Below are 26076 nucleotides of genomic sequence, written 5' to 3' on the forward strand. Positions count from 1 at the left end.
AGCGGTGGTTCCTAGGAGCGCAGTTCCACCCGCGTTTCGGGCGGATAGGCGCCCTTGGTGGCGCGCCAGTGGGCGGCGGCGAAGCCCAGCACCATGAGCGCCATGGCCTGGTGCGCAAGCGCCCAGCCCAGCGGCACGACCATGAGCAGCGTTGCGATGCCGATGGCTGCCTGTATGCAGATCAGGAGGAGGAGGATCACTGCGCGCCTTGCATGGGTCGAACCCGGCGCGCGGCGCCATGTCTCAACGCAGTGCCACAGGGCAAGCAGAAGCAGGGCATAGGCGCCCAGCCGATGGACGAACTGCACGGTCTTGGGTTTTTCAAACAGGTTCAGCCAGGCCGGTGACTGGGCGAACAGACCCTGGGGGACGATCGCCCCATCCATCAGCGGCCAGGTGTTGTAGGTCATGCCGGCATCGAGGCCGGCCACCAGCCCGCCGAGGTATATCTGGAACAGCACCGCGAAGACCAGCCAGCCGGCAAGGTTTTGAACGCGGGGAACGGCGCGGCCGCCGCTATGGGGCGCAAGGCCGCGGGCAACGACCATGACGGCGGCGAATATCACACAGGCGATGGTGAGATGGGTGGCCAGCCTGTACTGGCTGACGTCAACCCGGTCGACGAGACCCGAAGCGACCATCCACCAGCCGATCGCGCCCTGCAGCGCGCCGAGACCCAAAATGCCCAAGAGCTTCGGTTTAAGGCGTCGTTCGAGGCGTCCGGTCAGCCAGAAGAAGGCCAGAGGCAGAGCGAAGACGAAGCCAACGCCACGGGCGAGGAGGCGATGCCCCCACTCCCACCAGTAGATGGTCTTGAAGGCGTCGAGGCTCATTCCTTTGTTGATCTGCTGATACTCGGGGATCTGGCGATATTTATCCAGTTCCTCCTGCCATTCGGCTTCGCTGAGCGGGGGGATGACGCCGTGTATCGGCTTCCATTCGGTGATCGAGAGACCGGAATCGGTAAGCCGCGTCGCCCCGCCCACGATCACCAGCGCGAACAAGGTAACAAGGACCGCATAGAGCCACAATCGAACCCATAGCCGATTCCTGCGATCGTCGACGGGTACGGCACTCGGGATCGTCGTTTCAGCTATCGAAGTCATCTTTCACCGGAAAAATCGGGAAGCGACCGGGACGGGCGGACACCGCCCGGCGTTCCCGGCCTTCCATCTCGAAGGGTTCGTGCCGCAACCGCCGGCCTCTGGCAAGTCTCCTGGCGGCGACATGCGGTCGCGGTTGTGGTTGAACATTCGATCAGGCGACTGTACGAGGAGCCGGCCTTGCCCAGTCCGAACCGGGCGGCGCCATGCCTACAAGAGTTACTGGACAAGGACACGACAATGCCGGTGCGGTTGCGGAAATTCATAGGCATGATCGGCCTTGTGGCACTCGTGGTGATCTATGCCATTGTATCCACGGCCTTCGCGGTCGCGCAATTGACCGACAAGAGCCCGCTCGTCCATCTCGTATTCTATCTGGTTTCCGGTCTCGCCTGGATATTGCCGGCCATGCTGATCGTGAAATGGATGGAGGGACGGCCAAAGGCCGGCAAGTAAACCGCGCCGTCGAGCATTCCTTCACACTTTTTCGATAGGTTCCGCCGCATGCGGAACGTTTGAGGGTGAAATGTCGGGGGCTGCATCGGCACATGAGGGCATGGCGCCTGTTTCCAAGGAAGGCGAAGCGGCGACGCTGACCGCCGGGGTCGCCGCCGCCGATGAGCGAGGCATCGCCGCCTATCGCCGATTTTGCGAGAATGCCGTCTTCCCCCCACCGCAATCGCCCGATTGGCTGGCTGCCTGGGCTTCGCACCATAACGACGTGCTCGTGGTGACGCTCCACGTCGACGAGGCCCCGGCGCTGGCGCTGCCGCTGGTGGTCGAGCGGAGCGGAGTCTTCCGTATGGCGCGTTTTGTCGGAGGCACCCATGCAAACGGCAATTTTCCTGCCCTTTCTCTGGCTTATGGAGCCGATTCCAGGCAAGTGACCGGCGCCCTTGTCGCAGCTTTGCGGCAACAGCGGCCCGATATCGACATCCTCGCCCTGGAGCGTCAGCGGACGACCTTTCGCGGCCATGCCAATCCTCTAGCAGCGCTGCCCCATGCGACCAGCCCCAACGTATCGCTGGCAGTGGACCTGACTGGCGGCTTGGAGCAAGTCCTCCGTGGCAGCAGCGGCAAGCGACGGCGCAAGAAGCACCGCTCGCAAGTCCGCAAGCTGGAGGTTGCCGGCGGCTATCGCCGCTACGCGGCCCGGACTGTCGAGGAAGTCGACCTTCTTCTGGATGCCTTTTTCCGGATGAAGCACCACCGGTTCGCCAAGATGGGAATCAGCGACGTCTTCGACGATCCCGCCGTGCAGGCAAGCTTCCGGATACTGTTCATGAACGCCTTGCAGCTATCGCCGCCGCCCTTCGTCCTGCACGCGCTGGAGGTCGGAGGGGTGGTGCGTGCAGTGACCGGGTCGAGCCAAACCGAGGATACGCTGATCTGCGAGTTCAGCACCTTCGCCGAGGATGAGCTTGCTCACGCAAGCCCCGGCGACTTCCTGTTCTACGAGAACATCGCCGCCGCAGCGGAGGACGGTTTCGCGGTCTACGATTTCAGCGTCGGCGACGAGGCCTACAAGCGCATCTGGTGCGACCTGGAAACGCACCATGCCGATGTAATTGCCGGACTTTCATCGCGCGGGCACGTTGTCGCCGCAGTTTTGCGAACGTGGAGCCGGGCAAAGCGATTTATCAAGACCAGCCCGGTCCTGATGCAAATCGTGCGCCGCTTGAGGCGCAGAGGCCAGTCGTAAGGCTTACGCGACATCCCTGCCGGGTGGGGCCGGCGGCGGGAATTGGCCGACGGGCGTTACGAGCAGCGGTGCGTCGTAGCCCTCCCGCCTCAGCTCATCCCGCACCGCTTCGATAACCCTGTCCGAGGGATCGAGTACGCTGACGAGGATCTGCGTGTCATCGTCCATGAGCCTTGCGAGCGCTTCCGCCTCTGCCGGCCCGCATTCGACGACGACCAGATCATAGGCGGTGGAAAGCGAGTTCATTATAATCGGCAGGCGGTCGAGCCCACGCATGGCGCGGTCGGGATCGGCGGTGCCGATAGGGATGATATGGCATTCCGAGTAGAGATCGCTGTGAATGATGTCGGCGAACTGGGCTTCCGCGGCAAGCAGATTGGTGATGCCGGCATAGGAGACAGTCTCCAGCATCGGCATCGAGGCGGCTCCGGAAGCCGTCAGGTCGACCAAGAGAACACGCAGGCCTGCGTCGGAGACCTCGCGTGCGACCAGTACGGCGGTCGCCGCCGCATCGTCGCCCTCGGGTGAAACGAAGACGGCGCGTCCGACACCGGTGGCAATCAGCGCCTCGGCTGCCGCGTCCACATGTACTTCGCCCAGTCGTGAGGCGGGAGGAACGGAGGCTGGCGCCTGCCTCTCTTCAAAGGCCGTTTCCGCTTCTTCTTCCAGGCCGGAGGAATTGACGGCGGGGTCAGCCGGGAATGCCGGCGTGGCGGGCTCGCGGTCGGCCGCCATCTCGACCTGTTCGACAGGTTCTACCTCGCCGCCGACCGGGCGCATGGCGCGCCCGCTGAACAATTCCCGCAACAGCGTGACGATAGCCATCACCAGCAACGAGGCGGCGAAGGCGGCGAAAGTGATGGGGATGATCTTTGGGAAATAGGGCTCGGCGGGAACGGTAGCCCGCGAGAAGATGCGCGCATCAACCGGCAGGTAGTTGCGGTCGCCACGGGCGGCGGCCTCGCGATAGCGGGTAAGGTAGGATTCCAGCAACTCGCGCTGGGCGGCAGCTTCCCGCTCAAGCGCACGCAATTCCACCTGCTCCTGCCCGGCCCGGCCCGATTCGGCCTTCAACTGGTTCAACTGGGAAACGAGTTCGCGTTCGCGCAGGCGTGCGGTGTCCGCTTCGGTCTCCAGCCCTTCGAGCACCTTGTCGACCTCCGAGCGTATCTGTCCATCGAGATCGGCAAGTTGCGACTGCAGGGCGCGGATGCGCGGGTGACTGCCGAGAAGCGATGTCGACAGGTCCGCGATCTGTGCCTTGAGCTCAACCTGTCGCTCGCGCAGACGCTGGATCAGCCCCGAAGCCAGAACGTCCGGCAACGTCTCAAGCGAAGCGCCGCGCCCCGCAGCCGCCCGGATGGTCTCGACCTTCGCTTCGGCCGCCGAGCGGGCGGCGCGAACGCGGGAAAGCTCGCTCGAAAGCTCAGCCAGCTGCTGGGTTGCCAGAACCGTGTTGTTCTGCCCCATCAGAAGATCCGACTGGGAACGGAAATCGGCCACCTTGCCCTCGGCTTCCTTCACGCGCTCCCTCAGATCGGCGATCTCAGGCTCCAGCCAGTCGGTGGCTTCTGCGTTTGACTGCTGCTTCGCCGCCCGTTGCGACGCCACATAGGCATCGGCGATGGCGTTGGGCACGCTGGCGGCCAGGACGGGATCTTCGGAGGAGAATTCGATGACGATGACGCGGGAGTTCTCCACGCGATAGACTGTCAGCTTTTCCCGGAAAGCCTGGAGAACGCGCTCTTCCGGCGGTATGGCCGCGGGGCTGCTCTTGAGACCGGTCATGATGAACAGGCGGTCGAGCAGCGATATCCGGGCGGTGTCGAACTCATCGCGGCTCGCAAGATCGAGCTGCCGCGCCACCTGGGTCAGTATCTCAGCAGAGGAGATGACCTGGACCTGGCTGACCACCCCTTCCGCGTCGAGCACGGCCCGGCCCTGATCGTCAATCGTCGACGGGCGGGTATAGACGGATTCGCCCGTTTCGATCAGTACCCGGGTCTCGGCCCTGTATTTGGGCGTGGCGAGCGCGGCCAGCAGAAAAACGATTCCGGTGATGGCGAGCGCGAACACTGCGATGCGCAGCCAGTTGCGCCGCAGGCTTGCGAACAGCCGGCCGAGATCGACGTCAACGTCGCTGGCCATTGTTTCACCGCTCTTCATGCATCCCACCCCAGTGCTTGTCGCCGTCAAGGTAAATGGACGTGGTAACCATGGGGTTAACCGCAAAACAGCCTCCATTCACGGTGCGCAGCGCTCGGGCACGCAGCCAAGTGCGGTCGCTTAACCCGGCATTAACCGTAATCGCCGGATAACCTTACGGTGCATTGATGAGCGTTCCGCTGCCCAACAAGAGATACGTGTATCCGGTCATGAAAAACCGTACCCCTATCGTTATCGGCCTTTCGGCGGCGGTCCTGCTTGCCGGCTGCGGCGGCTATCGCCCTCCCCCGCCGGCTTTCCACAAGGCGCTCTACCAGCCCTATGTGATGGATGCCGGCGACCAGCTGCGCATCACCGTCTTCGACCAGGAGAACCTGACGAACAGCTACAGCGTCGACCAGGCGGGCTACATTTCCTTTCCGCTGGTTGGATCGGTGCCGGCGCGCGGCCGCACGCCCAAGCAACTCGAACAGGAACTCGCCCAGATGCTGCGTAACGGCTATCTGCGGGATCCGGACGTGACGGTCGAAGTCGACCGCTACCGGCCCATCTTCATCATGGGCGAGGTCGGCGGGCCTGGGCAGTATTCTTACGTTCCGGGCATGACGGTACAAAAGGCGATCGCGGCGGCGGGCGGTTTCTCGCCGCGCGCCAACCAGGCCAATGTCGATGTGACGCGCGAGATCAACGGCAAGGTGATGACCGGGCGCGTCGTCACCTCGGACCCGCTGCTGCCCGGCGATACGGTCTATGTCCGGGAGCGGCTCTTTTGATGGCTCTCCCGGGCGCTTCCATCTTCGCAGGGTGAGCAATTTGCGCATCGTCCACCTGTTCCGGTCTCCCGTGGGCGGGATATTCCGCCACGTGCGCGATCTGTGCGATGCGCAGGTCGCGGCGGGACACGAGGTGGGGATCGTCTGCGATTCCACCACCGGCGGCGAATATGAGGACCGCTACTTCCGTCGGATCGCCGACAGGCTTGCTCTCGGGGTCACACGCACGCCGATACAGCGCCATGTCGGCCCGGGCGACATCGCCGCAGCCTGGCGGACGCTTCAAATCATACGTGCCATGCGGCCGGACATTCTGCACGGGCACGGGGCCAAGGGCGGGGCCTATGCCCGCCTTTTCGGAACCGCGCTGCAAATGGGCGGCAGCCGGGTCTTGCGGCTTTATTCGCCCCATGGCGGCAGTCTGCACTACGACCCGGATACTATCGCCGGACGCTTCTTCTTCTCGCTCGAAGCACTGATGGGCCGCTTCACCGACCACATCCTGTTCGTTTCCGAATACGAGCTGCGCACCTACAAGACAAAAGTGGGCAAGCCGCGCCCACCCCACAGCCTCGTCTATAACGGCCTGCGCGCAGAAGAATTCGCGGATGTGGCGGAGACGCCGGATGCGGCGGACTTCCTCTATATAGGCATGATGCGGGACCTGAAGGGGCCCGACCTTTTCCTGGATGCGCTGAAGCTGGTCGAGGAGCGCGCGCACCGACCGCTGACAGCGGTGATGGTCGGCGATGGAGACGATCTCGAGAAATACAAGGCGCAGGCCAGGGAATTGGGGTTCGGCGACAGGGTGCGGTTCTTTTCCGCCATGCCGGCACGCCAGGCGTTTGCCAGGGGCCGTGTGATGGTTGTTCCCTCGCGGGCAGAGGCGATGCCATATATCGTGCTGGAAGCGCTGGCGGCGGGGCGCGCGCTGATCGCGACAGCGGTGGGCGGCATTCCGGAAATCCTCGGCGGAGAGTCGCCCGCTCTTTGCCGGCCAGAACCCATCTCGCTTTCCGAGCGCATGACGTTCGCGCTCGAAAGCCCCGGCGAATTTGCCCGCTCGATGCCGGCAAGGGATGCGCTGCGCGAACGCTTCGGGGCTGACGCGATGGCTTCACGGATCGAGGATATCTACCGCCAGGCGATGTCGCGATGAGGCCGGGCATCAAGGGAATCTTAGTGCCTTGATGCTATCGCCGGATAAACTGGCGGTTATATGCAATGAACAAATATGATCCCACATCCCGTTTCTCGAAGGAAGCTGTCCGGCGGTCGGCGGAACCGGAGAACGGGCCGCGCAAGGCCAGGCCGAAGCTAGGTCAGGTGGCCAATCAGGTCGCGCTGCAATACCGTCGGGACACCATGTCCCCTGTGATGGTCAGCGGTGTCATGCGGATCGTCGAGTTCGGGCTGCTGTTCGTCTCCGGCGCCGCGCTCTATGCCGGCTATGTGGGACTGGGCACCCATCTTTACTTGCAGTACCCATTGATCATCCTCGGCATATCGCTGGTGACGGTGATCCTGATGGAATTCTCCGACTGTTATCAAATGCCGGCGCTGCGCAATCCGATCGGCCAGATCGGGCGCATCCTGCTCATCTGGTCGGCCACTTTCGCGCTGGCCACGGTGGCGCTGTTCTTCCTGAAAATCTCGGCCGAGTTCTCGCGCTATTGGCTCGGCGCCTGGTATGCGACCGGCCTCGGGCTGATCTTCATGCTGCGTCTGGCCACGGCGCAGCTCTTCAAGCGCTGGGCGCGCAACGGGCGGATCGAGCGCCGCGCGGTCATCGTCGGGGGCGGCAAAAACGCCGAGGTGCTGATCCGCTCCATCGAGCGCGAACCCTATAACGATATCCGCATCTGCGGCATCTTCGATGATCGCGACGACAAGCGTTCACCGCCCGTCGTGGCGGGCTATCCCAAGCTGGGCAATGTCGAGGAACTGATCGAGTTCGCCCGCATCGCGCGCATCGACATGCTGATCGTCTCACTGCCCTTCAATGCCGAGGCACGCGTCCTGGCCATGCTGCGCAAACTCTGGGTGCTGCCGATCGACATCCGGCTTTCAGCCCACTCGAGCCATCTGCGCTTTCGCCCACGCGCCTATTCCTATATCGGCTCGGTGCCGATGCTGGACATCTTCGATCGCCCGATCAACGACTGGGACTCGGTGGCCAAAAGGGCATTCGACATCTTCTTCAGCCTGCTGGGCATCGCCGTCTTCTCGCCGGTCATGCTGGCGACGGCCATTGCGATCAAGCTGGACAGCAAAGGTCCCGTTCTGTTCAAGCAGCGCCGCCATGGCTTCAACAACGAAGAGATCGAGGTCCTGAAATTCCGGTCCATGTACACGGAGCAATGCGACCCGACGGCGAGGAACGCGGTGGTGAAGGACGATCCGCGCGTCACCCGTGTCGGACGGTTCATCCGCAAGACGTCCCTCGACGAACTACCGCAATTCTTCAACGCGCTTTTCGGAAGCCTCTCCCTCGTAGGACCGCGCCCTCATGCCATTGCGGCCGAGGCGCACAACCGGCTTTTCGACGAGGTCGTGGACGGCTATTTCGCCCGGCACCGGGTCAAACCGGGAGTGACCGGCTGGGCTCAGATCAATGGCTGGCGCGGCGAGCTCGACACCGAAGAGAAAATCCGCAAGCGCACGGAGTACGACCTCTATTACATAGAGAACTGGTCGCTGTGGCTCGATCTCAAGATCCTGTTCCTCACCCCGATCCGCCTGCTCAACACGGAAAACGCCTATTGAGCGCCTCCGGCCATAGTACGGCCGCGCTGCCGGGCGAGGCGGTCAACCGGCGGCTGATCGAGATCGTTCGAGCCGGAGCGATCACGATCGGCGTCTTCCTTTCAGGGTTCGTCATCCGCGAGCCGGCGCCTTACGAACTCTACATGGCGGGGCTGATTGGGGTCTGGGCACTATTCGGCCTCAGGATATCGCGCTCCATTGCGCCCTTGCTGGTGCTTCTGGTGCTGTTCAATATCGGCGGGCTCATATCCATGAGCCAGTTGGCCGATCTCGGCGACATACCGCTTTATATCGCCGTCTCGCTGTTTCTGGCGCTGACCGCCGTATTCTTCGCCGCAGTGGTCGAAACGCAGCCTGCCGTGCTGCCGCTCATCTTCCGGGCGTGGCTGGCGGCTGCCTGCATCACGTCGCTCGCCGGCATTCTGGGTTATTTCAATGCGTTTCCGGGCGCCGAGATGTTCACCCGCTATGGCCGTGCGGCAGGTGTTTTCGAGGATCCAAATGTCTTCGGCCCGTTCCTGACCGTTCCCGGCATCTATCTCCTGCACCGGATGATGACCGGCGGCCTACGCCATGCGCTCATGGCCACAGCGCCCTTCATCATCATAACGCTCGGTGTCTTCTTCTCGTTCTCGCGCGGGGCCTGGGGCCTCTACCTAGGCTGCGCCCTGGTGCTGACCCTGGCGCTGTTCATCCACAACCGGCGAGGCATGGTGCGGCTGCGTATCATCGCCATGAGCATCGCCGCCTTCGCCATCGCCTCGATGGCGCTTCTGGTCGCGCTGCAGATTCCGGAAGTGGCCGAATTATTCTCCGAACGGGCCAAGCTTGCGCAGGACTATGACAGCGCCCGGCTGGGACGTTTCGCACGCTACGGCATCGGTTTCATGATGGCGGTCGAGCATCCCATGGGCATCGGCCCGCTCGAGTTCGGCCAGATGCTGGGCGAGGATACGCATAATATATGGCTGAAGGCGCTGCTCGATTATTCGTGGCTCGGCTTCGCCGCTTATTTCACGCTGATAATCTGGACCGTCGCGGGTGCCTTCCGGATCCTCTTCCGCAACCGCCCGTGGCAACCCTATCTCTTGTGCGCCTATGTGGTGCTCATCGGCCATATCGCGCTCGGCACTGTGATCGACACCGACCACTGGCGGCACTTCTATCTGATCCTCGGTCTGATCTGGGGATGCATGGCGCTGGAACAGTGCCATCAGGCGCACCAGCAAGGGATATGGGTCAAGAAGAAAATGGTCGGAGCGGCGGGATTCGAACCCACGACCCCTTGACCCCCAGTCAAGTGCGCTACCGGGCTGCGCTACGCTCCGAGCCGCGTGAAGGCTTATATTTTCGGCGATTGAGGCGCAAGGCCAAAATCACACCATCGGCATGAAAAGCCACCAGCCTTGGCATTCATCGAAATTTTTCGCCGCGTATATCTGGGATGAAATCCGATCCGACTCAAAACTGCGCCAGAAAACAAAAAAGCGGGCCTGAGCCCGCTTCCCTTCGTTCCTGAACCTTCAATGGGCGCCAGTACATTCGTGATCGCCCATGGTCTTTCAGTTCAAATGCGATCGCTTCCCGGGGACCTCACCGCATATCTTGCAGGACCTCCACGCCGGCCAAGCGACCGATTTGCCGCATATGGCCATCGCCTGCGACGAATACAAGCTCGGCGCGAAACAAACCCGATCGGCAGGCCCGCCTGGCAGACCACGGGCAAGCCTCGGTGCAACGACCGCCCTTGCTCCCGGTACGCTCACCGCCTTCTGGGTTCGAACATCATCCAAACCCAGGGATCGACGCACGAATCCAAACCCAAAGGATTGACGCACGCCACCTCCTGTGTGACATTCTAGTTAGACCGACCGGTCTATTCGAAGAATTGACAAGGGAGAACACTCATGACGAAGCAGTCCCTTCGGTTCCGGCATCGCATGTACCCCGCCGCTTTCGCCTGATCGCACTCGCGGCATTCGCCGCGGGCCCTGCAGCGGCGCAGTGCCCGGCACCCCGATCGATTGATTAGGGGCTTTCCAAACCGACGAACCGACTGGACGGAACGCTGCATTGGAACCGGCCTCTTTCACTCTCACCTGGAAAGGAAATGACGTGATGACCACAGCCATTGAGATTCGGCGCTTCGACAAGCCCGACGACCTGCTCGATATGAAAGAATGCGGCGGCATCGCCATCATCAAGATGGGAACCGGAGCGACCGGCATGCACGCCGTGTTCGAACCTGGCTGGACCTGGGAAAAGGACGAGAAGCCACTTCTCGGCAACCCGGACTCGTGTCCGATGCACCACACCGGTTATTGCATCGCCGGCACGCTTGTCGTCCGCATGCTCGATACCGGAGCGAGAACAAGAATCGCGCCCGGCGATTTCTTTGAGATCCCGCCAGACCACGACGCTCATGTGGAAGGCGACGATCGCGTGGAATTGATCCTCTTCGCGCCGCCCGAACACCAACACTGACCCGCGGCGTGCCCGGCACTTGCCGCCGGCGCGGCCCGCAAACTGCAAGGCCGCCCCGCCAACCAGCGTGGCGGCCTTGACCTTCGGCATCCGAGAGCCGATTTTTCGCACCTGAGGACCATGAGATGGACATTCTCGATGAGTGATTCCACCAAGCAGCGGATGCTCGACGCGGGGCTGAAGATGCTCCTGCGCCATGGCTACAATGATCTTGGCATCCAGGCCGTGCTGCAGGAGACGGGCATGCCGAAAGGCTCGTTCTACCACCACTTCAGGAGCAAGGAGGATTTCGCCCTTCAGGTCATCGACCGCTATATGAGCGAGGTGCACGATGGACTGGACGATTCCTTGGGGGACCGCTCCCTGCCGCCGCTGGCTCGCGTGCGGAAGTTCTTCGAATCGACACGGGACAAATACCAGGAGGAAGGCTACCTCGGGTGCATGCTCGGCGGGCTGGGTCAGGAACTGTCCGGGGTCAGCCCTGTTTTTCAGCAGAAGATCGAGGCGTGTCTGTCCATCATCGCGGGCCGCATTGAGAACTGTCTGGAGGAGGCACGCGACCGAGGCGATCTTCCTTCGGGCTCGGACCTGCGGTTGTTGGCCGATCTGGTCGTGAATTGCTGGGAGGGAGCCGCCCTGCGCAGCAGGCTGCGTCGCGATCCGGCGCCTCTCGATACCATGCTCGACTTCTACTTTGCTTCTGTCGCCTCGTCGCCCAAGACCTCGGCGGGAGTAGCTTCCGGCTGATTCGCTTCCTGCGCCCGACAGGGGGCGCGGGGCACTGCAGCTGCAGGTTTGATCAAACGAAAGTCCTTGTAGCGGCTCGCCCGATCAGCCAACCGCCAAGGAATTCCGCCGCATCGCCCCCCGCTCCGACAAGCTCTCCAGGATCTTCCGGTCCCCCGTTTCCCTCGCAACGCTCAGCTTTCCAGGCGCTTGTCGCTTTCCAGGTTTGAACAAACCTTGTTCCCAGTAGTCAGGCCATGAGCCGACCACGGCGCAGAGCCGGCTCGCGAATCTGCAGTACTGGGTCTATACGGCATCGTCGTCCTGGTTGGGGCGGTAGCCTGCCGCCCCAGCGATACGCGGCACTCAGCTGCGCCGGATGAGCTCTTCTAGGGACGCCGTCAGGTGTACAGCGTCACCAGCGACAGAATCGATCTGCTCGGGTAGAACATACCGGTCCGCGGCAAGCAGCCCGTCGACGTCGACCCGGACGAAACCCTCTCTCAGAAGACGCTTCTGAAGGACTTCGGGAACATGGTCGGTCGTGAAAGCGCGGGCAAGGGACGCTGTCAGCGTCGATGCAAATTGGCCCGGATTGGGACCTGCCGTCAGTGTCTCGGCCTGCGGGTTCGACAGATCGCCTTCTGGCATATGAACTGTTTCGACGGTACCGATCTCTTCACCGGTAGCATCGATGATACGCATTCCGTCGTGTATTCTGCTCAAGACCTCGGTCATTGCCTACTCTCCCTGCATCGGAACGGCCGGTTGTGGCCAACGCCCGATGGGGATCGTGGGTTCCCTGACGGAAGCACCAGACGCAGCGGTCAGCGCACCTGATCGAGCAAGCGCTTGCACTCCAGGAGGTCGAACAGGGTTTCCTGCAGGAGAGCACGGTTGTCGCGTGAAAGACGCGCGCCATCAGGGGTGACAGGGCCGTCCTCCTCGCCGCGGGCGATGCCGAAGAAGCGGCGGCTGGGCTTGGCTTTCGCCGTGCCTACCAGCATTTCCTCATCACCCGCCTTCTCGGACTTGGCCTCGGCCTCGGCCATCTTCTGCTGGGCTATGGCTTCAACAGCGGCCATGTCGCCGCGCCCGATAGCGACGACGAACTGGTTTCCGTTCTCACGCAAAAGCTTCTGAACGCCTTTGATGGTGTAGCCCTGATCGTAGAGCATATGGCGGATGCCCTTGATGAGTTCGACATCCTGCGGCCGGTAGTAGCGGCGGCCACCGCCACGTTTCATTGGCTTGATCTGGGTGAAACGCGTTTCCCAGAAGCGCAGCACATGCTGCGGCAGATCCAGCTCCTCGGCAACCTCGCTGATGGTACGGAAGGCGTCTGGGCTCTTATCCATCGGACTCCTCACATGGCTGGCATGAACGGTCTCAGGCAAGGATGTCCCGAGTCATGTCATTATTTCAACAGCTTTCAGCGGCCGGCGACAGAGGTGTCTCAGCTGGCGGCTTTACCGTGCCTGCGGGCTTGATGAGCGTCCAGGATCTTCTGCTTGAGCACGTTCGACGCCTTGAACGTCATGACGCGGCGCGGCAGGATCGGAACCTCCTCGCCCGTCTTCGGGTTACGGCCAATGCGCTCATTCTTGTCGCGAACCTGAAAAGTCGCGAAGGAGGAAAGTTTCACGGTCTCGCCGCGAACCACCGCATCGCAGACTTCCTCAAGCACCATTTCGACAATCTGCGCCGATTCCGTGCGAGACAAGCCTACCTTGCGGTAAACCGCCTCGGCGAGGTCGGCTCGTGTAACCGTCTTTCCCCCCATCCGACCACCCAACCAATCGAAACTATTGAAAATTCAAGCGACTGCGACGACGTTACAAAACTTGGACGGGTAAGGTCAAGCACCCTGAACTAAGGGACAAATTATTGCTGTCGTTGAGGAATTACCAGCGCAGCAAGACAGCGCCCCAAGTGAATCCGCCGCCCATCGCCTCCAGCAAAACGAGGTCGCCGCGCTTTATCTTGCCCTCGTTTACGGCATGGGCCAGCGCCAGCGGCACGGAGGCCGCCGACGTGTTGCCGTGAAGGTCCACGGTGATGACCACCTTTTCCTCCGCTATCCCCAGCTTTTTCGCAGAGGCGTCGATGATGCGCTTGTTGGCCTGATGCGGCACGAACCAGTCGATATCCCCGGCGGAGATGCCGGCGCGGCCGAAGACGTCCTCGATCACATCGGTGATCATGCCTACAGCGTGCTTGAAGACTTCCCTGCCCTGCATGCGCAAATGGCCGACGGTGCCGGTCGTCGACGGGCCACCATCGACGAAAAGCTTATCCTTCTGGGCGCCATCGGAGCGCAGGCTGGCGGCGATAATGCCGCGGTCGGCCAGAACACCGTCACCTTCGACGCCCTCCAGAACGACGGCACCCGCGCCGTCGCCGAACAGCACACAGGTCGTGCGGTCTTCCCAGTCCAGGATGCGAGAGAAGGTTTCCGAACCGATCACCAGGACACGCTTTGCCTGGCCCGCGCGGATGTGAAGATCGGCCGTATTGACCGCGTAGACGAACCCCGAACAGACCGCCTGCATGTCGAAAGCGAAGCCGTGGGCCATGCCCAGCCGGTCCTGGATCTCGACCGCAGTAGCGGGAAAGGTGTTGTTGGGTGTCGAGGTTGCCAGCACGATCATGTCGATGTCGGCTGGTGTCAGCCCGGCATCGTCGAGCGCCTTGCGCGCTGCCGCTTCGCCCAGCGAGGCCGTGGTCTCATCGTCGGAGGCGATGTGACGCTGGCGGATGCCGGTGCGCTGGACGATCCAATCGTCGGTGGTGTCGACAAGGGTCTCGAATTCGGCGTTCTTCATGATGCGGCGCGGCAGCGCCGAGCCTATGCCGCACACGGCTGACCTGATCATACTATTTCCTCAAACCCTTGAAGCCGCGTCGACGGCCGGCACGCTCAGCTTGCGCGCGTGATATAGATCGAGCGTAGAGCGCGTTTTCTCATAAAGGCCGCTTTTCACCATTTCGTAGCCCAATTCGACCGCAGCGGCAAAACCTTCCTCATCCGCACCGCCGTGGCTTTTGACGACGATACCCTTGAGGCCCAGAAACACTCCGCCATTGCTCTTGCGCACGTCCATCTTCTCCCGCAGGCGAGCGAACGCACCACGCGCGAAAAGATAGCCAATGCGTGCCATGAGCGTCCGGTTCATGGCCTCGCGCAGATATCCGCCGATCTGACGCGCCGTGCCTTCGGCCGACTTCAGCGCGATGTTGCCGGCGAACCCTTCGGTCACGACGACATCTACCGTGCCCTTGCCGATGTCGTCGCCTTCGACGAAACCCTGGTACCGCATGGTCTCGAGGGCGGCCTCGCGCAGCATGCGGCCGGCCTCCTTGACTTCCTCCTGGCCCTTGATTTCCTCCACGCCGACATTGAGCAGCCCGACCGTGGGCTGGTCAATGTCGAAGAGCGCGTTGGCCATCGCCGCGCCGAGGATGGCGAAATCCACGAGTTGCTGCGCATCGGCGCCGATGGTCGCGCCGACATCGAGGACGATGCTCTCGCCCCTGATGGTGGGCCAAATGGCGGCAATGGCAGGGCGCTCGATGTCGGCCATGGTGCGCAGGCAGAATTTCGACATAGCCATCAAAGCGCCGGTGTTGCCGGCGGAGACGCATGCATCGGCCTCGCCTGCCTTCACCGCCTCGATCGCCCGCCACATGGACGACTTCCAGCGCCCAAGACGCAGCGCCTGGCTCGGCTTGTCGTCCATACGCACCGCGACATCACAGTGGACGAACTCGCTGACTTCCTTCAGCCGCGGCAGCTTGTCCAGAACGGGGCGCACGATCTCCTCGCGGCCGAACAGCACAAAGCGGATGTCAGGGCGACGCTCCACCACGCGCACAAGGCCGGGGAGCGTGGCCCCGGGTCCATGGTCCCCGCCCATAGCGTCAATCGAAATGCGTATCACGCGTTCACTGCCTCATTCTGTTTCGGGCTGCCGCCTGAAAAGTCCGGCGAAAATAGCGGTTTTGGGCGCGCGCACAACCGCGTTTCAGCCAACTTCCCCTGTTTCAGCTTTGTCCACGCAGCTTCTTGAGCCCTTCATAGAGCGGGCCGGCTGGTTTTTCGTCGGCGTGGGATTCCACTTTGGAGGCAAGCTCCGATCCCTTCTTGCGCGGATAAGGGTCGATGCCGAGCACGAAGAACTCCTCGGCCACAGCGCCGAGATCGATTGTATCACCAGAGAAAGGTTCCGGCATATCGGCACCCTCGGCCTCGATCACGATTTCGCCATCGCGCCATTCCTGTCGCGCGAGGCGGGAGCCTTCGGGAATGAAGAGCGCCTCGAAATCCTCGGCGATTCGCGCAGGGAGCGGGTCGAGCGTGACGATGCATTCCTGCACGATATCGGCGGAAACGGTGCCCTTTACCCGAACGCCGTCCGCCTTCCACGGGCGAATCGCGATCTCGGCCTCGAAGCGCTCGACGGACAGAAGCCCGTGCGCTTTCGCCAGGCCGGCACGCTGATCCGGATCGGCCGTGATCGTCAGGTCCGTGCCCTTGCGCGGCAGCCGGCTGGTGCGAAATGGCAGGGAAACGGGGCTTTTGGCGTCAGTTTGTGTCATGGTCGTCTTCCACAGGGGCAAATGAAAGCTCGCCTGTCAATAACCGCTCTTCGTCGAGCCCCTTCAGCGCTTCATGGGCTCTGAGAATATAGTTGGCGAGATCGGTCGCCTCGCTCCATTCGGTCGCCTCCGGGCGGATATTGCGCCGAAGCGCCTCTGCAAGTGCGGCCACGTCACCCCTATCGACGGCCTCGCCATAGGCGGACAGCCGACCATAGAACATGCGCGCCAGCTTCTTGATGCGTTTGGGCACGCCCAGATCACCTATGCCCAACTCGCGCAGCGAGTGGTCGACGTCGTGGAAAAACTGGTCGGTTACGTCCTGAGCGACGGCGTGCGCGGCCCCCTCGGCTCCGCGCAGCCGATGCAGAAACAGAAACATGTGCACCGACAGCATCTCGAACCGGCCGAGCGGCGTGTCCGGCGTCTGCCATTCGGAATAAAACCGGGGCCGCCGCGCGGCCGCCACGATTTGTGCATAAAGGGCATCCACTACGGAACGACGATTGCGCCGGCGCGCACCCGCTAGCCACTGGAACATGAGGAATGCCCTCCTTCAGGCTGGTTCTTCGGCGCTATTTGGCGCTCCGGCCGATACGCTGGCTTCATGCTGGTCCAGTTGCATCGGCGCGAAAGCTGGTTTACCCGTTTTGCCAATGCGTGCAAGGTGGCATGACGGCCTGGCCGCAAGCCCTACCGAGAGGAGATGTTGTTGCAGGTGCATAAATTCAACGCCAGGAGCCGCCGGCTCATAGCGGCTCTCGCGCTTGGAGGCGCGGCACTCACCCTTGCCGGGTGCAATAATATCGGCGCCACCCTCGAGGCCAAGGAGACTTTCACGCAAGGCTATGTCGTCGATCCGCAAGCGCTGGAGCTTGTGCCGGTGGGATCGAGCCGTGAGCAGGTGCTGCTGGCGCTCGGCACACCGTCGACCACAGCGACCTTCGACAATGAGGTCTTCTATTACATTTCCCAGAAGCGCGTGCGTAACGCGGCTTTCATGAAGCCCAAGCTTGTCGATCAGCGGGTGTTGGCGGTCTATTTCGGCGATGATGGCCGGGTTACCCAGATCGCCGATTATGGCACCAAGGACGGCAAGTTGTTCGACTTCATCGCGCGCACCACGCCGACCGGCGGCAAGGACCAGAGTTTCCTTGGCCAACTCATCGCCGGTGTCGCAAAGGGTGGACCACCTTCCAACCCGCTCGGCGTGAACTGAGTTTTCCACCATTCAAAACAGAAAGGCCCGCGGGATGCGCTCCCGCGGGCCTTTTCCTTTTAGATCATTGCATCGTTTTACAGAGATGTCGAACTGATCCAACTATTTGACTTTACGCAATTCCGGACGCGAAACCGGTTTCCATTTTTCCTGGAATTGCGCCAACTTTCTCTGTCAGTGCGCGAGCACGGCCAGGAGCAGAAGCGCCATGATGTTGGTGATCTTGATCATAGGGTTCACGGCCGGGCCGGCCGTATCCTTGTAGGGATCGCCAACCGTATCGCCCGTCACCGAGGCCTTGTGCGCCTCGGAACCCTTCTCATGCCGTACGCCATCCTTGTCGACGAATCCGTCCTCGAAGGATTTCTTGGCGTTGTCCCAGGCGCCGCCGCCCGCCGTCATGGAAATGGCGACGAAGAGGCCGGTAACGATCACGCCGAGCAGCATGGCGCCGAGCGACGCGAAGGCCTCATTCTTGCCAGCGATCGCGTACATGAGCCCGAAAACCACCAGCGGCGAGAGTACCGGCAGCAGCGAGGGCACGATCATTTCCTTGATAGCCGCTTTGGTAAGCAGATCGACCGCCCGGCCGTAGTCGGGCTTTTCTGTGCCTTCCATGATGCCCGGCTTCTCGCGGAACTGTCGGCGCACCTCCTCCACGATGGCGCCGGCGGCCCGGCCGACCGCAGTCATGGAGAGGCCACCGAACAGGAACGGCAGCAGACCGCCGAACAGCAGGCCGACGACCACATACGGGTTGGAAAGCGAAAAATCGACGCTGACACCTTCGAAGAAGGAACCCGGCGCCGCGTTGGCAGCGAAATACTTCAGGTCCTCCGTATAAGCGGCGAAGAGCACCAGTGCGCCAAGACCCGCCGAGCCGATGGCATAGCCCTTGGTAACGGCTTTCGTAGTGTTGCCCACCGCATCGAGCGCGTCGGTGGTCTGGCGCACTTCTGCCGGCAGGTCCGCCATCTCTGCGATACCGCCGGCATTGTCCGTGACCGGGCCGAAGGCATCGAGCGCCACGACCATGCCCGCCAGCGCCAGCATTGTGGTCACCGCGATGGCGATGCCGAACAGGCCGGCGAGATTAAAGCTGACGATGATGCCGGCAATGATGACGATGGCCGGCAACGCCGTCGCCTCCAGCGAGATTGCGAGGCCCTGGATGACATTCGTCCCGTGTCCGGAAACGGATGCCTGGCTGATCGACCGAACCGGACGGAAGCCGACGCCCGTGTAGTATTCGGTAATCCAGATGATCAGGCCCGTCACCGCGAGGCCGACAATGCCGCAGTAAAATAGATCAAGGCCGGTAAAGGCCCCTCCATTACTGGCGGTGAACTCTGTCGAGCCGCCGAGCCAGAGCCAAACGATGAGCCCCAGCGCGACCACTGACAGAAGCGCCGTGGCCACGAAGCCCTTGTAGAGAGCGCCCATGATGGAATTGTTGGAGCCGAGTTTCACGAAGAACGTGCCGATGATCGATGTCACCACGCAGGCCCCTCCGATGACCAGCGGGAAAAGCATCAGCGTGACCGCCGTGGCGCCGGTGAAGAAGATGGAAGCGAGCACCATGGTGGCAACGACGGTGACGACGTAGGTCTCGAACAAATCCGCCGCCATGCCCGCGCAGTCGCCGACATTGTCGCCGACATTGTCGGCAATGGTCGCCGGATTGCGCGGGTCGTCCTCGGGGATTCCTGCTTCGACCTTGCCGACCAGATCACCGCCGACATCCGCGCCCTTGGTGAAGATGCCGCCGCCGAGACGGGCGAAGATCGAAATCAGGGAAGCGCCGAAGCCCAGCGCCACCAGCGCGTCGATCACCGTGCGCTCGGTCGGGTCGAGCCCCACCGGACCGGTAAGGATCGCGAAATAGACCGACACGCCCAATAGCGCCAGCCCGGCCACGAGCAGGCCGGTGATCGCGCCGGACTTGAAAGCGATGTCGAGGCCTGCCGCCAGGCTGTTGGACGCGGCCTGCGCGGTGCGCACATTGGCACGCACGGAGACATGCATGCCAATGAAGCCGGCCGCAGCCGACAATACCGCGCCTACGAGGAAGCCAATGGCCGCGGCCGCGGTCAAAAGCCACCAGGCGATCACGAAGACGACAACGCCAACGAAGGCGACGGTGGTGTACTGGCGTGTGAGATAGGCTTGCGCGCCCTCTCGAATGGCACCGGCGATCTCCTGCATCCGCTCACTGCCCTGATCGGCCGCCAGGACCGATTGTGTCGCCCAAACGGCGTAGAGCACAGAAAGCAAGCCGCAGGCGATGACGACGTAAAGCATGGTCATTGCCAAATATCCCTTGATTTTCGACCCGCTGGACGTCCCCCCGGGCCTTGAGAACAGTGCGCGTTGGAGAAAAAATCCGCGCGCCGACAGGGACTTTTGCCAAGTCGTTCCGGATCGTCAAGGTTTGGTGCGACGTTTTGCCCCGCTTTCGCTCAGCGCTGTTCCAACGTCGCTATGGCCGCCTGCAAATGGCGTCGTTATGCGCTCCGGTGCTCACATACCCAATATTCGCTCCGCTCCGGTGCTCGAAAAACACCATTCTCATCTCGCCCCGACGGGTTTCCAAACAGCCTTTCAGGCGGTTCTCAGCCGACTGCGCAGCGCAAGCAACACCAATGCGACGAGGCATATGCCCACCACCGGGAAGATGACCCAGTTGAGCATTTCCCAGCCGAACGCGTTGTAGACGCGGCCTGACATGAGGGAGGAGAAGGCAACAGACGAGAAGAGCAAGAAATCATGCACGCCCTGCACCTTGTTGCGCTCCGAACTGCGGTAGCAGTCGGCGACCATGGCCGTTGCGCCGATGAAGCCGAAGTTCCAGCCGACACCCAGAAGGATCAGGGCGAACCAGAACTGCCAAAGGGCGATGCCCGACAGCGCGACGATGGCGCAGCCGACCAGCAGCATCAGGCCGGCAGCAATGATCCGCTCCTTGCCGAAGCGGGCGATGAGGCTGCCGGTGACGAAGCTGGGCGCGTACATGGCAACCACATGCCATGAGATGCCCATGGTAGCCTCATCGGGCGAGAAACCGCAGCCGACCATGGCGAGTGGCGCCCCGGTCATCACGAAGCTCATCAGCGCGAAGGTGCCGACGCCGCACAACAAGGCCACGAGAAAGCGCGGCTGGCGCAGGATCTGGCTGAGCGGGCGGGCGGACAGGTGGTCGTCAAGCTGCGCCGACGGCGCGTCCTTGGGAAGTCGCAGGAAAGAAAGGATGAACACCCCGGCGATACCCAGGCCGATCACCGACATGAAAGCGCCAGCGAACATGACGGGATCGAACAGTTCGCGGGTGAAAATGGCAAGCTGCGGGCCGATGATCGCTGCAAACACGCCGCCACCCAGAACCCAGGAAATGGCCTTGGGCTTGAAGTCGGCGGGCGCATTGTCGACGGCCGCAAAACGGTATTGCTGCAGGAATGCGTTGCCGCTGCCGATGAACAGGAGACCGAGGGCGAACAGCCAGAAACTGGTCTGGAACAGCGCGAAAGCCGCAACAGCACCGCCGACGGACGTGGCAAGAGAGCCCGCCATCAGGCCGTTTCGGCGGCCGACGGCACGCATGAGAGCCGCGGCGGGCAGCGCCGCCAGCGCCACGCCTACATTGAAACCGGTGATCGGAGCGGTGGCCAGCGACTTGTCGGCGGCAAGCAGATAGCTGCCGGCCAGCCCGCCCATGGAAATGGCGATCGGCGTGCCCGCCCCCACGATCGCTTGCGCACAAGCCAGGATGAAAGCCGTGCGACGCGCTTCACGATGGAGGCCCGTTGTCACGACGTTCCCCGACCCTCGTTGCGGCTCCTGCGGGCGACACGGTCAAGCACGGCATTGACCAGCTTGGGCTCATCTTCCGAATAGAACGCTTTGGCGATGTCGACATATTCCGAAACGATGACGGCGACAGGCACATCGGCCCGCTTCATCAGTTCATAGACGCCGGCGCGCAGGATGGCACGCAGCGTCGAATCGAGACGCGACAGCGGCCAATCCTCGGTCAGCGACTGGCGGATGACAGGATCGATGGTCTTCTGGGCTTCGACCACGCCCGACAGGATGGCGCGGAACCATTGCGCATCGGCCTCGCGATAGGTCGCGCCGTCGATTTCCTTGCCGAGGCGGAAGGCTTCGTATTCGGCAGTGGTTTCGAGCAGGCCGGTGCCGCCGATATCCATCTGGTAGAGTGCCTGCACGGCAGCCAGGCGCGCTGCGCCGCGTTTGTTGGCAGGCTTGAATTCGGCAGGCTGGTTCGGGTCGGCGGGCATGCCTGGTCAGGCTCCAAGTTTTTTTCGGATTTCAATCATGCGCAGGGCGGCCTCGGCGGCGAAGCGACCTTTGCCGGCCCCCTCCCCCGAGCCTTCGCTGCTTTCGATGCGGGCAAGCGCCTGGGCCTCGTTCTCGACGGTGAGGATACCGTTTCCGATGGCAAGACCGTAGCGCACGGCCAGGTCGGTCAGGCCGCGACTCGATTCATTTGCTACGATGTCGAAGTGATAGGTCTCGCCGCGAATGACGCAACCGAGCGCGACATAGCCGTCATAGCGGCTTGCGCCCTTGGCGGTAGCTTGCTCGGCCATGGCCACGACGCCGGGGATTTCCAGCGCGCCAGGCACGGTCACCACGTCATAGGCCGCGCCCGCCGCATTGAGCCCGGCCTTCGCGCCGTCCAACAGACCATCGGACAAGTGGTCGTAAAAGCGCGCCTCGACAATAAGGAGGCGCAGTCCTGCATGTTTCGCCATTCGTAACCTCGGCCGCCGCTAGCACGTCGTGCTCGTAAGTCCCGTTGGACGCACGACACTGTAAGGAATGGGCTGCAATTATGCTTCTTTGGCGGCTTCGGCAAGCCGCGCGGCATAACGCGCCATGGTGTCGATTTCCAGATTGACGCGGTCGCCCGCATTGCGCTCGCCCCACGTCGTCACCGACAGGGAGTGCTGAATGAGCAGAACGTCGAATTCGTCACCGGCCACCTGATTGACTGTCAGCGACGTTCCGTCAAGGGCGACTGAGCCTTTAGGCGCAATAAACCGGGAAAGCTCGTGCGGCGCGCGCAGCCGGAAACGCACTGCGTCGCCCTCCTGCGTCCGCTCGATGATCTGCGCGGTGTCATCTATATGGCCGGAGACGATGTGGCCGCCGAGTTCGTCGCCCACCTTCAGAGCGCGTTCCAGGTTAAGCCGCGTGCCTTCGCTCCACTGGGCGACCGTCGTCAGCCGAAGCGCTTCTTCCCAGGCCTCAACCTCGAACCAGCGCTCGTTCGAGCCTTGGCCCGGCAGCGACACCACGGTCAGGCAGACCCCGGCGCAGGCAATGGAAGCCCCTATATCGATGGTCCGGAGATCGTAGGCCGTCTCGATGCGCAAGCGCACACCCCGATCCAGGGAACGCACCGAGCCAACCTTGCCCACGTCCGTGACGATGCCGGTGAACATCAATCGTCCCTCACATATTCGAAGTAGCCATCTTCGCCGAAAACTGCTTGCCTGCAGAGCGAAAATCCGACCGGGACATGGTCCGGATCAACCGGTGCGGCAATGCCCCGGGGGCCGATTTTCTCTGGTCCAGTGAAGAGTACGATCCGGTCGACCAGTTCTTCGGCCAGAAAGGCCTCGGCGGTGAAGGCGCCGCCTTCGACAAGAAGCGTCGCATAGCCACGCTCGGCCAAATCCTCCAACAGCTCCGGCAGGGCGATGTGGTCTTCATGCACCTCTGCCGCAATGAAACCCACGCCGGCGGCGGCAAGCGGCCCCCGGCGCTCCTGAATGTCGCCCGCGGCGGTGACCAGGACCGGGACTTGCCCTGCGGTCCGCACGAGCGTGGAATCAAGTGGCAGCCGCATTTTCCTGTCGATCACGACCCTTACCGGCGAGCGGTTTTCCAGGCCCGGCAGCCTGCATGTCAGCGATGGATCGTCGGCAAGCGCCGTGCCAATCCCGACCAGTATCGCATCCGCCTCGGCGCGCATGGCATGGACCTGGCGCCGTGCGATGGCGGCGGTGATGGGCACCTGCCCTGCCCCTTCCACACCGATCTTCGCATCGGCAGAAAGGGCCAGCTTGAGAATCACTTGCGGCCGTTTCTTTACGGAACGCATGAGGTAGCCGCGCATGAGATCGGCGGCATCGTCGGCGAGTACACCCTCCACCACCTCGATACCGGCCTTCCGCAGGATAGCATAGCCGCGGCCGCTTACCCTGGAGTCCGGATCCGTCGCTGCGCCGACGACGCGTGCGATGCCCGCAGTCACCAGCGCCTCGGCGCAAGGCGGCGTGCGGCCATGATGGGCGCAGGGCTCAAGCGTCACATAGGCGGTCGCGCCGCGCGCCCGTTCGCCGGCCTCGGCGATGGCCTGGGGCTCGGCATGGGGTCTTCCGCCGAGGCTGGTGACACCGCGCCCGACGATCGCCGGACCGCCGCCATCGTCGGCCACTATCAACGTAGCAACGGAGGGATTGGTGCCGGTCAGGCCCAGATGGCGCCGTGAATAGCGGATAGCCGCTGCCATGAAACGGCGGTCGGCTTCCTCCTGATCTCTGTCGATCTGAAGGTTCATGCGGCTCATTCGGAGTCCGGTTCGACCGTCAATTCGCCGAGCACGTCCTGGAAGTCCTTGGCCTCGCGGAAGTTGCGATACACCGAGGCATAGCGCACATAGGCCACGTCATCGAGCGATTTCAGCGCTTCCATGACCAGAAGGCCCACCTCGTCGGAAGCGACCTCGCTCTCGCCGGAGTTCTCCAGCTGGCGCACGATACCGGAGACAGCGCGCTCGATCCGCTCGGGCTCGACATTGCGTTTTCTCAAGGCGATATCGAAGGAACGGGCGAGCTTGTCGCGGTCGAAGGGAACCTTGCGGCCGGAACGCTTCACCACCACGAGATCGCGCAGCTGCACCCGCTCGAAGGTCGTAAAGCGGCCGCCGCAATCGGGGCAGGCGCGCCGGCGGCGGATGGCGATGCCATCTTCGGCCGGGCGCGAATCCTTCACCTGCGTGTCTTCGGACTGGCAATAGGGACAGCGCATCTCAGTCTTTCATCATCGCGGTACGGTCTGCTTGCTTTCCGGGCGCGCCCGGCCCTACCCCAGATAAGGGTAGAGCGGGAACCGGTCCGTCAGCGCAATCACCTTCTGCTTGACAGCGGCTTCGACCGACAGATTTCCCTCGTCGGAGTTCGCAGCCTTGAGGCCGTCCAGCACTTCGGCGATCAGTTGGCCGATCTGTCCGAACTCCGCCACTCCGAAACCCCGCGTGGTGCCGGCCGGCGTGCCCAGCCGAATGCCGGAGGTCACGAAAGGCTTTTCCGGATCGAAGGGGATGCCGTTCTTGTTGCAGGTGATGTTGGCGCGAACGAGAGCCGCCTCGGCGCGCTTTCCGGTAGCGTTCTTGGGCCGCAGATCCACCAGCATGAGATGGTTGTCGGTGCCGCCCGAAACGATATCCAGCCCAGTCTCCTGAAGGCTGGCAGCAAGGGCCCGCGCGTTGGCGACCACCTGGTGAGCGTATTCCTTGAAATCGGGCTGCAGCGCTTCCTTGAGCGCAACGGCCTTGGCGGCGATCACATGCATCAGGGGGCCGCCCTGAAGGCCGGGGAAAACGGCCGAGTTCATCTTCTTGGCGATGGTCTCGTCATTGGTGAGGATCATGCCGCCGCGCGGGCCGCGCAGGGACTTGTGCGTGGTGGTGGTGACGACATGGGCGTGCGGCAGTGGCGAGGGATGCGCATCGCCGGCCACCAAGCCGGCAATATGGGCCATGTCCACCATCAGATAGGCGCCGACGGCGTCGGCGATCTCGCGGAAGCGCTTCCAGTCCCAGATGCGCGAATAGGCGGTGCCGCCGGCCAGGATCAGCTTGGGCTTTTTCTCATGAGCGAGCCGCTCGATCTCGTCCATATCAAGCAGATGGTCGCCCTCGCGCACGCCATAGGAGACGACGTTGAACCACTTGCCGGACATGTTGACCGGCGAGCCATGCGTCAGGTGCCCACCGGAATTCAGATCGAGGCCCATGAAGGTATCGCCCGGCTGCAAAAGCGCCAGGAACACGGCCTGGTTCATCTGGCTGCCGGAATTCGGCTGCACATTGGCGAACTTGCAGTTGAAGAGCTGTTTCGCGCGCTCGATGGCCAGTTCCTCGACGATATCCACGAACTCGCAGCCGCCATAATAGCGCTTGCCAGGATAGCCTTCGGCATATTTGTTCGTCAGCACCGTACCCTGAGCCTCCAGAACGGCACGCGAAACGATATTCTCCGAGGCAATCAGTTCGATCTCGTGGCGCTGACGCCCGAGCTCGCTGCGAATCGCGTTGAAGATATCGCTGTCGGCTTCCTCGAGAGGCTTCGAGAAAAAGGCTTCGGTTTCTACCGATGCTGTGGACGCTTGTGCCATGGCAGTGTCACCCCTACTGGCTCAGAAGATGTGCGGAACCCGCGCGCCATTAGCACTTTTCGGCGCCCCCCACCATCACCGCAGCATACTTTTTCCAGGCCTGTGGCAATCGGG

26 protein-coding genes and 1 tRNA gene are annotated in these 26076 nt (G+C 62.6%); 9 read left to right on the top strand and 18 right to left on the bottom strand.

The window, feature by feature from the left end:
* Nucleotides 1-11: 11 nt before the first annotated feature.
* Complete coding sequence (locus tag N1058_RS00115; protein ID WP_265515460.1) at nucleotides 12-1106, bottom strand: COX15/CtaA family protein; 1095 nt, start codon at nucleotides 1104-1106, stop codon at nucleotides 12-14.
* 237 nt (nucleotides 1107-1343) lie between these two features.
* Here N1058_RS00115 and N1058_RS00120 point away from each other — a divergent pair, with 237 nt between their 5' ends.
* Complete coding sequence (locus tag N1058_RS00120) at nucleotides 1344-1559, top strand: DUF2842 domain-containing protein (RefSeq protein ID WP_265515461.1); 216 nt, start codon at nucleotides 1344-1346, stop codon at nucleotides 1557-1559.
* Between the two features lie 70 nt (nucleotides 1560-1629).
* On the top strand, nucleotides 1630-2805 hold the full coding sequence (locus tag N1058_RS00125; RefSeq protein WP_265515462.1) for a GNAT family N-acetyltransferase: 1176 nt from the start codon (nucleotides 1630-1632) through the stop codon (nucleotides 2803-2805).
* Between the two features lie 3 nt (nucleotides 2806-2808).
* On the opposite strand, the gene N1058_RS00130 is transcribed toward N1058_RS00125, so the two are convergent.
* Nucleotides 2809-4971: a GumC family protein gene (locus tag N1058_RS00130; RefSeq protein ID WP_420847916.1), complete on the bottom strand. Its 2163-nt coding sequence runs from the start codon at nucleotides 4969-4971 to the stop codon at nucleotides 2809-2811.
* Between the two features lie 209 nt (nucleotides 4972-5180).
* Here N1058_RS00130 and N1058_RS00135 point away from each other — a divergent pair, with 209 nt between their 5' ends.
* The 4 genes from N1058_RS00135 to N1058_RS00150 all read left to right on the top strand — a co-directional run bounded on the left by N1058_RS00135 (nucleotide 5181) and on the right by N1058_RS00150 (nucleotide 9799).
* Nucleotides 5181-5744, top strand: coding sequence for a polysaccharide biosynthesis/export family protein (locus N1058_RS00135; protein ID WP_265515464.1), 564 nt, complete (start codon nucleotides 5181-5183; stop codon nucleotides 5742-5744).
* 40 nt (nucleotides 5745-5784) lie between these two features.
* Nucleotides 5785-6903, top strand: coding sequence for a glycosyltransferase family 4 protein (locus N1058_RS00140; RefSeq protein ID WP_265515465.1), 1119 nt, complete (start codon nucleotides 5785-5787; stop codon nucleotides 6901-6903).
* Between the two features lie 65 nt (nucleotides 6904-6968).
* The gene (locus N1058_RS00145; protein ID WP_265515466.1) at nucleotides 6969-8510 is read left to right on the top strand and encodes an undecaprenyl-phosphate glucose phosphotransferase; all 1542 of its coding nucleotides are present in this window, start codon (nucleotides 6969-6971) and stop codon (nucleotides 8508-8510) included.
* Nucleotides 8507-9799 (top strand): O-antigen ligase family protein, encoded by a 1293-nt coding sequence (locus N1058_RS00150; RefSeq protein WP_265515467.1) that lies wholly within the window; start codon nucleotides 8507-8509, stop codon nucleotides 9797-9799. The genes N1058_RS00145 and N1058_RS00150 overlap by 4 nt, the downstream gene beginning before the upstream one ends.
* Here the strand turns inward: N1058_RS00150 and N1058_RS00155 are convergent.
* Nucleotides 9762-9838: transfer RNA gene (locus tag N1058_RS00155), tRNA-Pro, on the bottom strand. The two genes, N1058_RS00150 and N1058_RS00155, sit on opposite strands and share 38 nt — an antisense overlap.
* A 790-nt stretch (nucleotides 9839-10628) precedes the next feature.
* On the opposite strand from N1058_RS00155, the gene N1058_RS00160 reads away from it, so the two are divergent.
* A complete protein-coding gene (locus tag N1058_RS00160) occupies nucleotides 10629-10994 on the top strand; it encodes a cupin domain-containing protein (protein ID WP_265515468.1) in 366 nt (121 codons plus the stop codon).
* 138 nt (nucleotides 10995-11132) lie between these two features.
* The gene (locus tag N1058_RS00165) at nucleotides 11133-11741 is read left to right on the top strand and encodes a TetR/AcrR family transcriptional regulator (protein ID WP_265515469.1); all 609 of its coding nucleotides are present in this window, start codon (nucleotides 11133-11135) and stop codon (nucleotides 11739-11741) included.
* Between the two features lie 345 nt (nucleotides 11742-12086).
* Here the strand turns inward: N1058_RS00165 and N1058_RS00170 are convergent, their stop codons facing one another.
* The 7 genes from N1058_RS00170 to N1058_RS00200 all read right to left on the bottom strand — a co-directional run bounded on the left by N1058_RS00170 (nucleotide 12087) and on the right by N1058_RS00200 (nucleotide 16860).
* Entirely contained in the window at nucleotides 12087-12458 is a 372-nt protein-coding gene (locus tag N1058_RS00170) for a hypothetical protein (RefSeq protein ID WP_265515470.1), read from the bottom strand.
* An 89-nt stretch (nucleotides 12459-12547) separates the two neighbouring features.
* Nucleotides 12548-13078, bottom strand: coding sequence for a MerR family transcriptional regulator (locus tag N1058_RS00175; RefSeq protein WP_265515471.1), 531 nt, complete (start codon nucleotides 13076-13078; stop codon nucleotides 12548-12550).
* A 98-nt stretch (nucleotides 13079-13176) separates the two neighbouring features.
* Nucleotides 13177-13503 carry an integration host factor subunit alpha gene (locus N1058_RS00180; RefSeq protein ID WP_265515472.1) on the bottom strand — a complete coding sequence of 109 codons (327 nt, stop codon included), beginning with the start codon at nucleotides 13501-13503 and terminating at the stop codon, nucleotides 13177-13179.
* A gap of 121 nt (nucleotides 13504-13624) precedes the next feature.
* Nucleotides 13625-14596, bottom strand: a complete 972-nt coding sequence (locus tag N1058_RS00185) for a beta-ketoacyl-ACP synthase III (RefSeq protein WP_265515473.1) — start codon at nucleotides 14594-14596, stop codon at nucleotides 13625-13627.
* 9 nt (nucleotides 14597-14605) lie between these two features.
* Complete coding sequence (gene plsX / locus N1058_RS00190) at nucleotides 14606-15661, bottom strand: phosphate acyltransferase PlsX (protein WP_265515474.1); 1056 nt, start codon at nucleotides 15659-15661, stop codon at nucleotides 14606-14608.
* A gap of 103 nt (nucleotides 15662-15764) precedes the next feature.
* Complete coding sequence (locus N1058_RS00195) at nucleotides 15765-16319, bottom strand: YceD family protein (RefSeq protein WP_265515475.1); 555 nt, start codon at nucleotides 16317-16319, stop codon at nucleotides 15765-15767.
* Nucleotides 16306-16860, bottom strand: coding sequence for a ubiquinol-cytochrome C chaperone family protein (locus N1058_RS00200; RefSeq protein WP_265515476.1), 555 nt, complete (start codon nucleotides 16858-16860; stop codon nucleotides 16306-16308). Before N1058_RS00200 ends, N1058_RS00195 begins: the two co-directional genes overlap by 14 nt.
* Before the next feature lie 165 nt (nucleotides 16861-17025).
* Here N1058_RS00200 and N1058_RS00205 point away from each other — a divergent pair, with 165 nt between their 5' ends.
* A complete protein-coding gene (locus N1058_RS00205) occupies nucleotides 17026-17538 on the top strand; it encodes an outer membrane protein assembly factor BamE (RefSeq protein WP_265515477.1) in 513 nt (170 codons plus the stop codon).
* A gap of 174 nt (nucleotides 17539-17712) precedes the next feature.
* Here the strand turns inward: N1058_RS00205 and N1058_RS00210 are convergent, their stop codons facing one another.
* The 8 genes from N1058_RS00210 to glyA all read right to left on the bottom strand — a co-directional run bounded on the left by N1058_RS00210 (nucleotide 17713) and on the right by glyA (nucleotide 25962).
* On the bottom strand, nucleotides 17713-19845 hold the full coding sequence (locus N1058_RS00210; RefSeq protein WP_265515478.1) for a sodium-translocating pyrophosphatase: 2133 nt from the start codon (nucleotides 19843-19845) through the stop codon (nucleotides 17713-17715).
* A gap of 294 nt (nucleotides 19846-20139) precedes the next feature.
* Nucleotides 20140-21345: an MFS transporter gene (locus tag N1058_RS00215; protein WP_265515479.1), complete on the bottom strand. Its 1206-nt coding sequence runs from the start codon at nucleotides 21343-21345 to the stop codon at nucleotides 20140-20142.
* The gene (gene nusB / locus N1058_RS00220; protein ID WP_265515480.1) at nucleotides 21342-21833 is read right to left on the bottom strand and encodes a transcription antitermination factor NusB; all 492 of its coding nucleotides are present in this window, start codon (nucleotides 21831-21833) and stop codon (nucleotides 21342-21344) included. Before nusB ends, N1058_RS00215 begins: the two co-directional genes overlap by 4 nt.
* A gap of 6 nt (nucleotides 21834-21839) precedes the next feature.
* Nucleotides 21840-22310, bottom strand: a complete 471-nt coding sequence (ribH, locus tag N1058_RS00225; RefSeq protein WP_265515481.1) for a 6,7-dimethyl-8-ribityllumazine synthase — start codon at nucleotides 22308-22310, stop codon at nucleotides 21840-21842.
* Nucleotides 22311-22388: 78 nt separating this feature from the next.
* A complete protein-coding gene (locus N1058_RS00230; protein WP_265515482.1) occupies nucleotides 22389-23003 on the bottom strand; it encodes a riboflavin synthase in 615 nt (204 codons plus the stop codon).
* On the bottom strand, nucleotides 23003-24124 hold the full coding sequence (ribD, locus tag N1058_RS00235) for a bifunctional diaminohydroxyphosphoribosylaminopyrimidine deaminase/5-amino-6-(5-phosphoribosylamino)uracil reductase RibD (protein ID WP_265515483.1): 1122 nt from the start codon (nucleotides 24122-24124) through the stop codon (nucleotides 23003-23005). The genes N1058_RS00230 and ribD overlap by 1 nt, the downstream gene beginning before the upstream one ends.
* A 5-nt stretch (nucleotides 24125-24129) precedes the next feature.
* Nucleotides 24130-24594: a transcriptional regulator NrdR gene (gene nrdR / locus N1058_RS00240; RefSeq protein WP_265515484.1), complete on the bottom strand. Its 465-nt coding sequence runs from the start codon at nucleotides 24592-24594 to the stop codon at nucleotides 24130-24132.
* A 54-nt stretch (nucleotides 24595-24648) separates the two neighbouring features.
* A complete protein-coding gene (gene glyA / locus N1058_RS00245) occupies nucleotides 24649-25962 on the bottom strand; it encodes a serine hydroxymethyltransferase (protein WP_265515485.1) in 1314 nt (437 codons plus the stop codon).
* Nucleotides 25963-26076 lie beyond the last annotated feature (114 nt).

Origin of the sequence: Nitratireductor luteus (genome assembly GCF_026162365.1) — a bacterium.
GTDB lineage: Bacteria > Pseudomonadota > Alphaproteobacteria > Rhizobiales > Rhizobiaceae > Chelativorans > Chelativorans luteus.

Coding starts and splice junctions, on each gene's coding strand:
- N1058_RS00130 (WP_420847916.1), bottom strand. CDS start 4,971: ATGAAGAGCGGTGAAACAATGGCCAGCGACGTTGACGTCGATCTCGGC.
- N1058_RS00205 (WP_265515477.1), top strand. CDS start 17,026: ATGTTGTTGCAGGTGCATAAATTCAACGCCAGGAGCCGCCGGCTCATA.
- N1058_RS00160 (WP_265515468.1), top strand. CDS start 10,629: ATGACCACAGCCATTGAGATTCGGCGCTTCGACAAGCCCGACGACCTG.
- ribD (WP_265515483.1), bottom strand. CDS start 24,124: ATGAACCTTCAGATCGACAGAGATCAGGAGGAAGCCGACCGCCGTTTC.
- N1058_RS00175 (WP_265515471.1), bottom strand. CDS start 13,078: ATGGATAAGAGCCCAGACGCCTTCCGTACCATCAGCGAGGTTGCCGAG.
- ribH (WP_265515481.1), bottom strand. CDS start 22,310: ATGGCGAAACATGCAGGACTGCGCCTCCTTATTGTCGAGGCGCGCTTT.
- nrdR (WP_265515484.1), bottom strand. CDS start 24,594: ATGCGCTGTCCCTATTGCCAGTCCGAAGACACGCAGGTGAAGGATTCG.
- N1058_RS00115 (WP_265515460.1), bottom strand. CDS start 1,106: ATGACTTCGATAGCTGAAACGACGATCCCGAGTGCCGTACCCGTCGAC.
- N1058_RS00195 (WP_265515475.1), bottom strand. CDS start 16,319: ATGACACAAACTGACGCCAAAAGCCCCGTTTCCCTGCCATTTCGCACC.
- nusB (WP_265515480.1), bottom strand. CDS start 21,833: ATGCCCGCCGACCCGAACCAGCCTGCCGAATTCAAGCCTGCCAACAAA.
- N1058_RS00135 (WP_265515464.1), top strand. CDS start 5,181: ATGAAAAACCGTACCCCTATCGTTATCGGCCTTTCGGCGGCGGTCCTG.
- N1058_RS00120 (WP_265515461.1), top strand. CDS start 1,344: ATGCCGGTGCGGTTGCGGAAATTCATAGGCATGATCGGCCTTGTGGCA.
- glyA (WP_265515485.1), bottom strand. CDS start 25,962: ATGGCACAAGCGTCCACAGCATCGGTAGAAACCGAAGCCTTTTTCTCG.
- N1058_RS00180 (WP_265515472.1), bottom strand. CDS start 13,503: ATGGGGGGAAAGACGGTTACACGAGCCGACCTCGCCGAGGCGGTTTAC.
- N1058_RS00165 (WP_265515469.1), top strand. CDS start 11,133: ATGAGTGATTCCACCAAGCAGCGGATGCTCGACGCGGGGCTGAAGATG.
- N1058_RS00200 (WP_265515476.1), bottom strand. CDS start 16,860: ATGTTCCAGTGGCTAGCGGGTGCGCGCCGGCGCAATCGTCGTTCCGTA.
- N1058_RS00210 (WP_265515478.1), bottom strand. CDS start 19,845: ATGACCATGCTTTACGTCGTCATCGCCTGCGGCTTGCTTTCTGTGCTC.
- N1058_RS00145 (WP_265515466.1), top strand. CDS start 6,969: ATGAACAAATATGATCCCACATCCCGTTTCTCGAAGGAAGCTGTCCGG.
- N1058_RS00170 (WP_265515470.1), bottom strand. CDS start 12,458: ATGACCGAGGTCTTGAGCAGAATACACGACGGAATGCGTATCATCGAT.
- N1058_RS00230 (WP_265515482.1), bottom strand. CDS start 23,003: ATGTTCACCGGCATCGTCACGGACGTGGGCAAGGTTGGCTCGGTGCGT.
- N1058_RS00125 (WP_265515462.1), top strand. CDS start 1,630: ATGTCGGGGGCTGCATCGGCACATGAGGGCATGGCGCCTGTTTCCAAG.
- N1058_RS00185 (WP_265515473.1), bottom strand. CDS start 14,596: ATGATCAGGTCAGCCGTGTGCGGCATAGGCTCGGCGCTGCCGCGCCGC.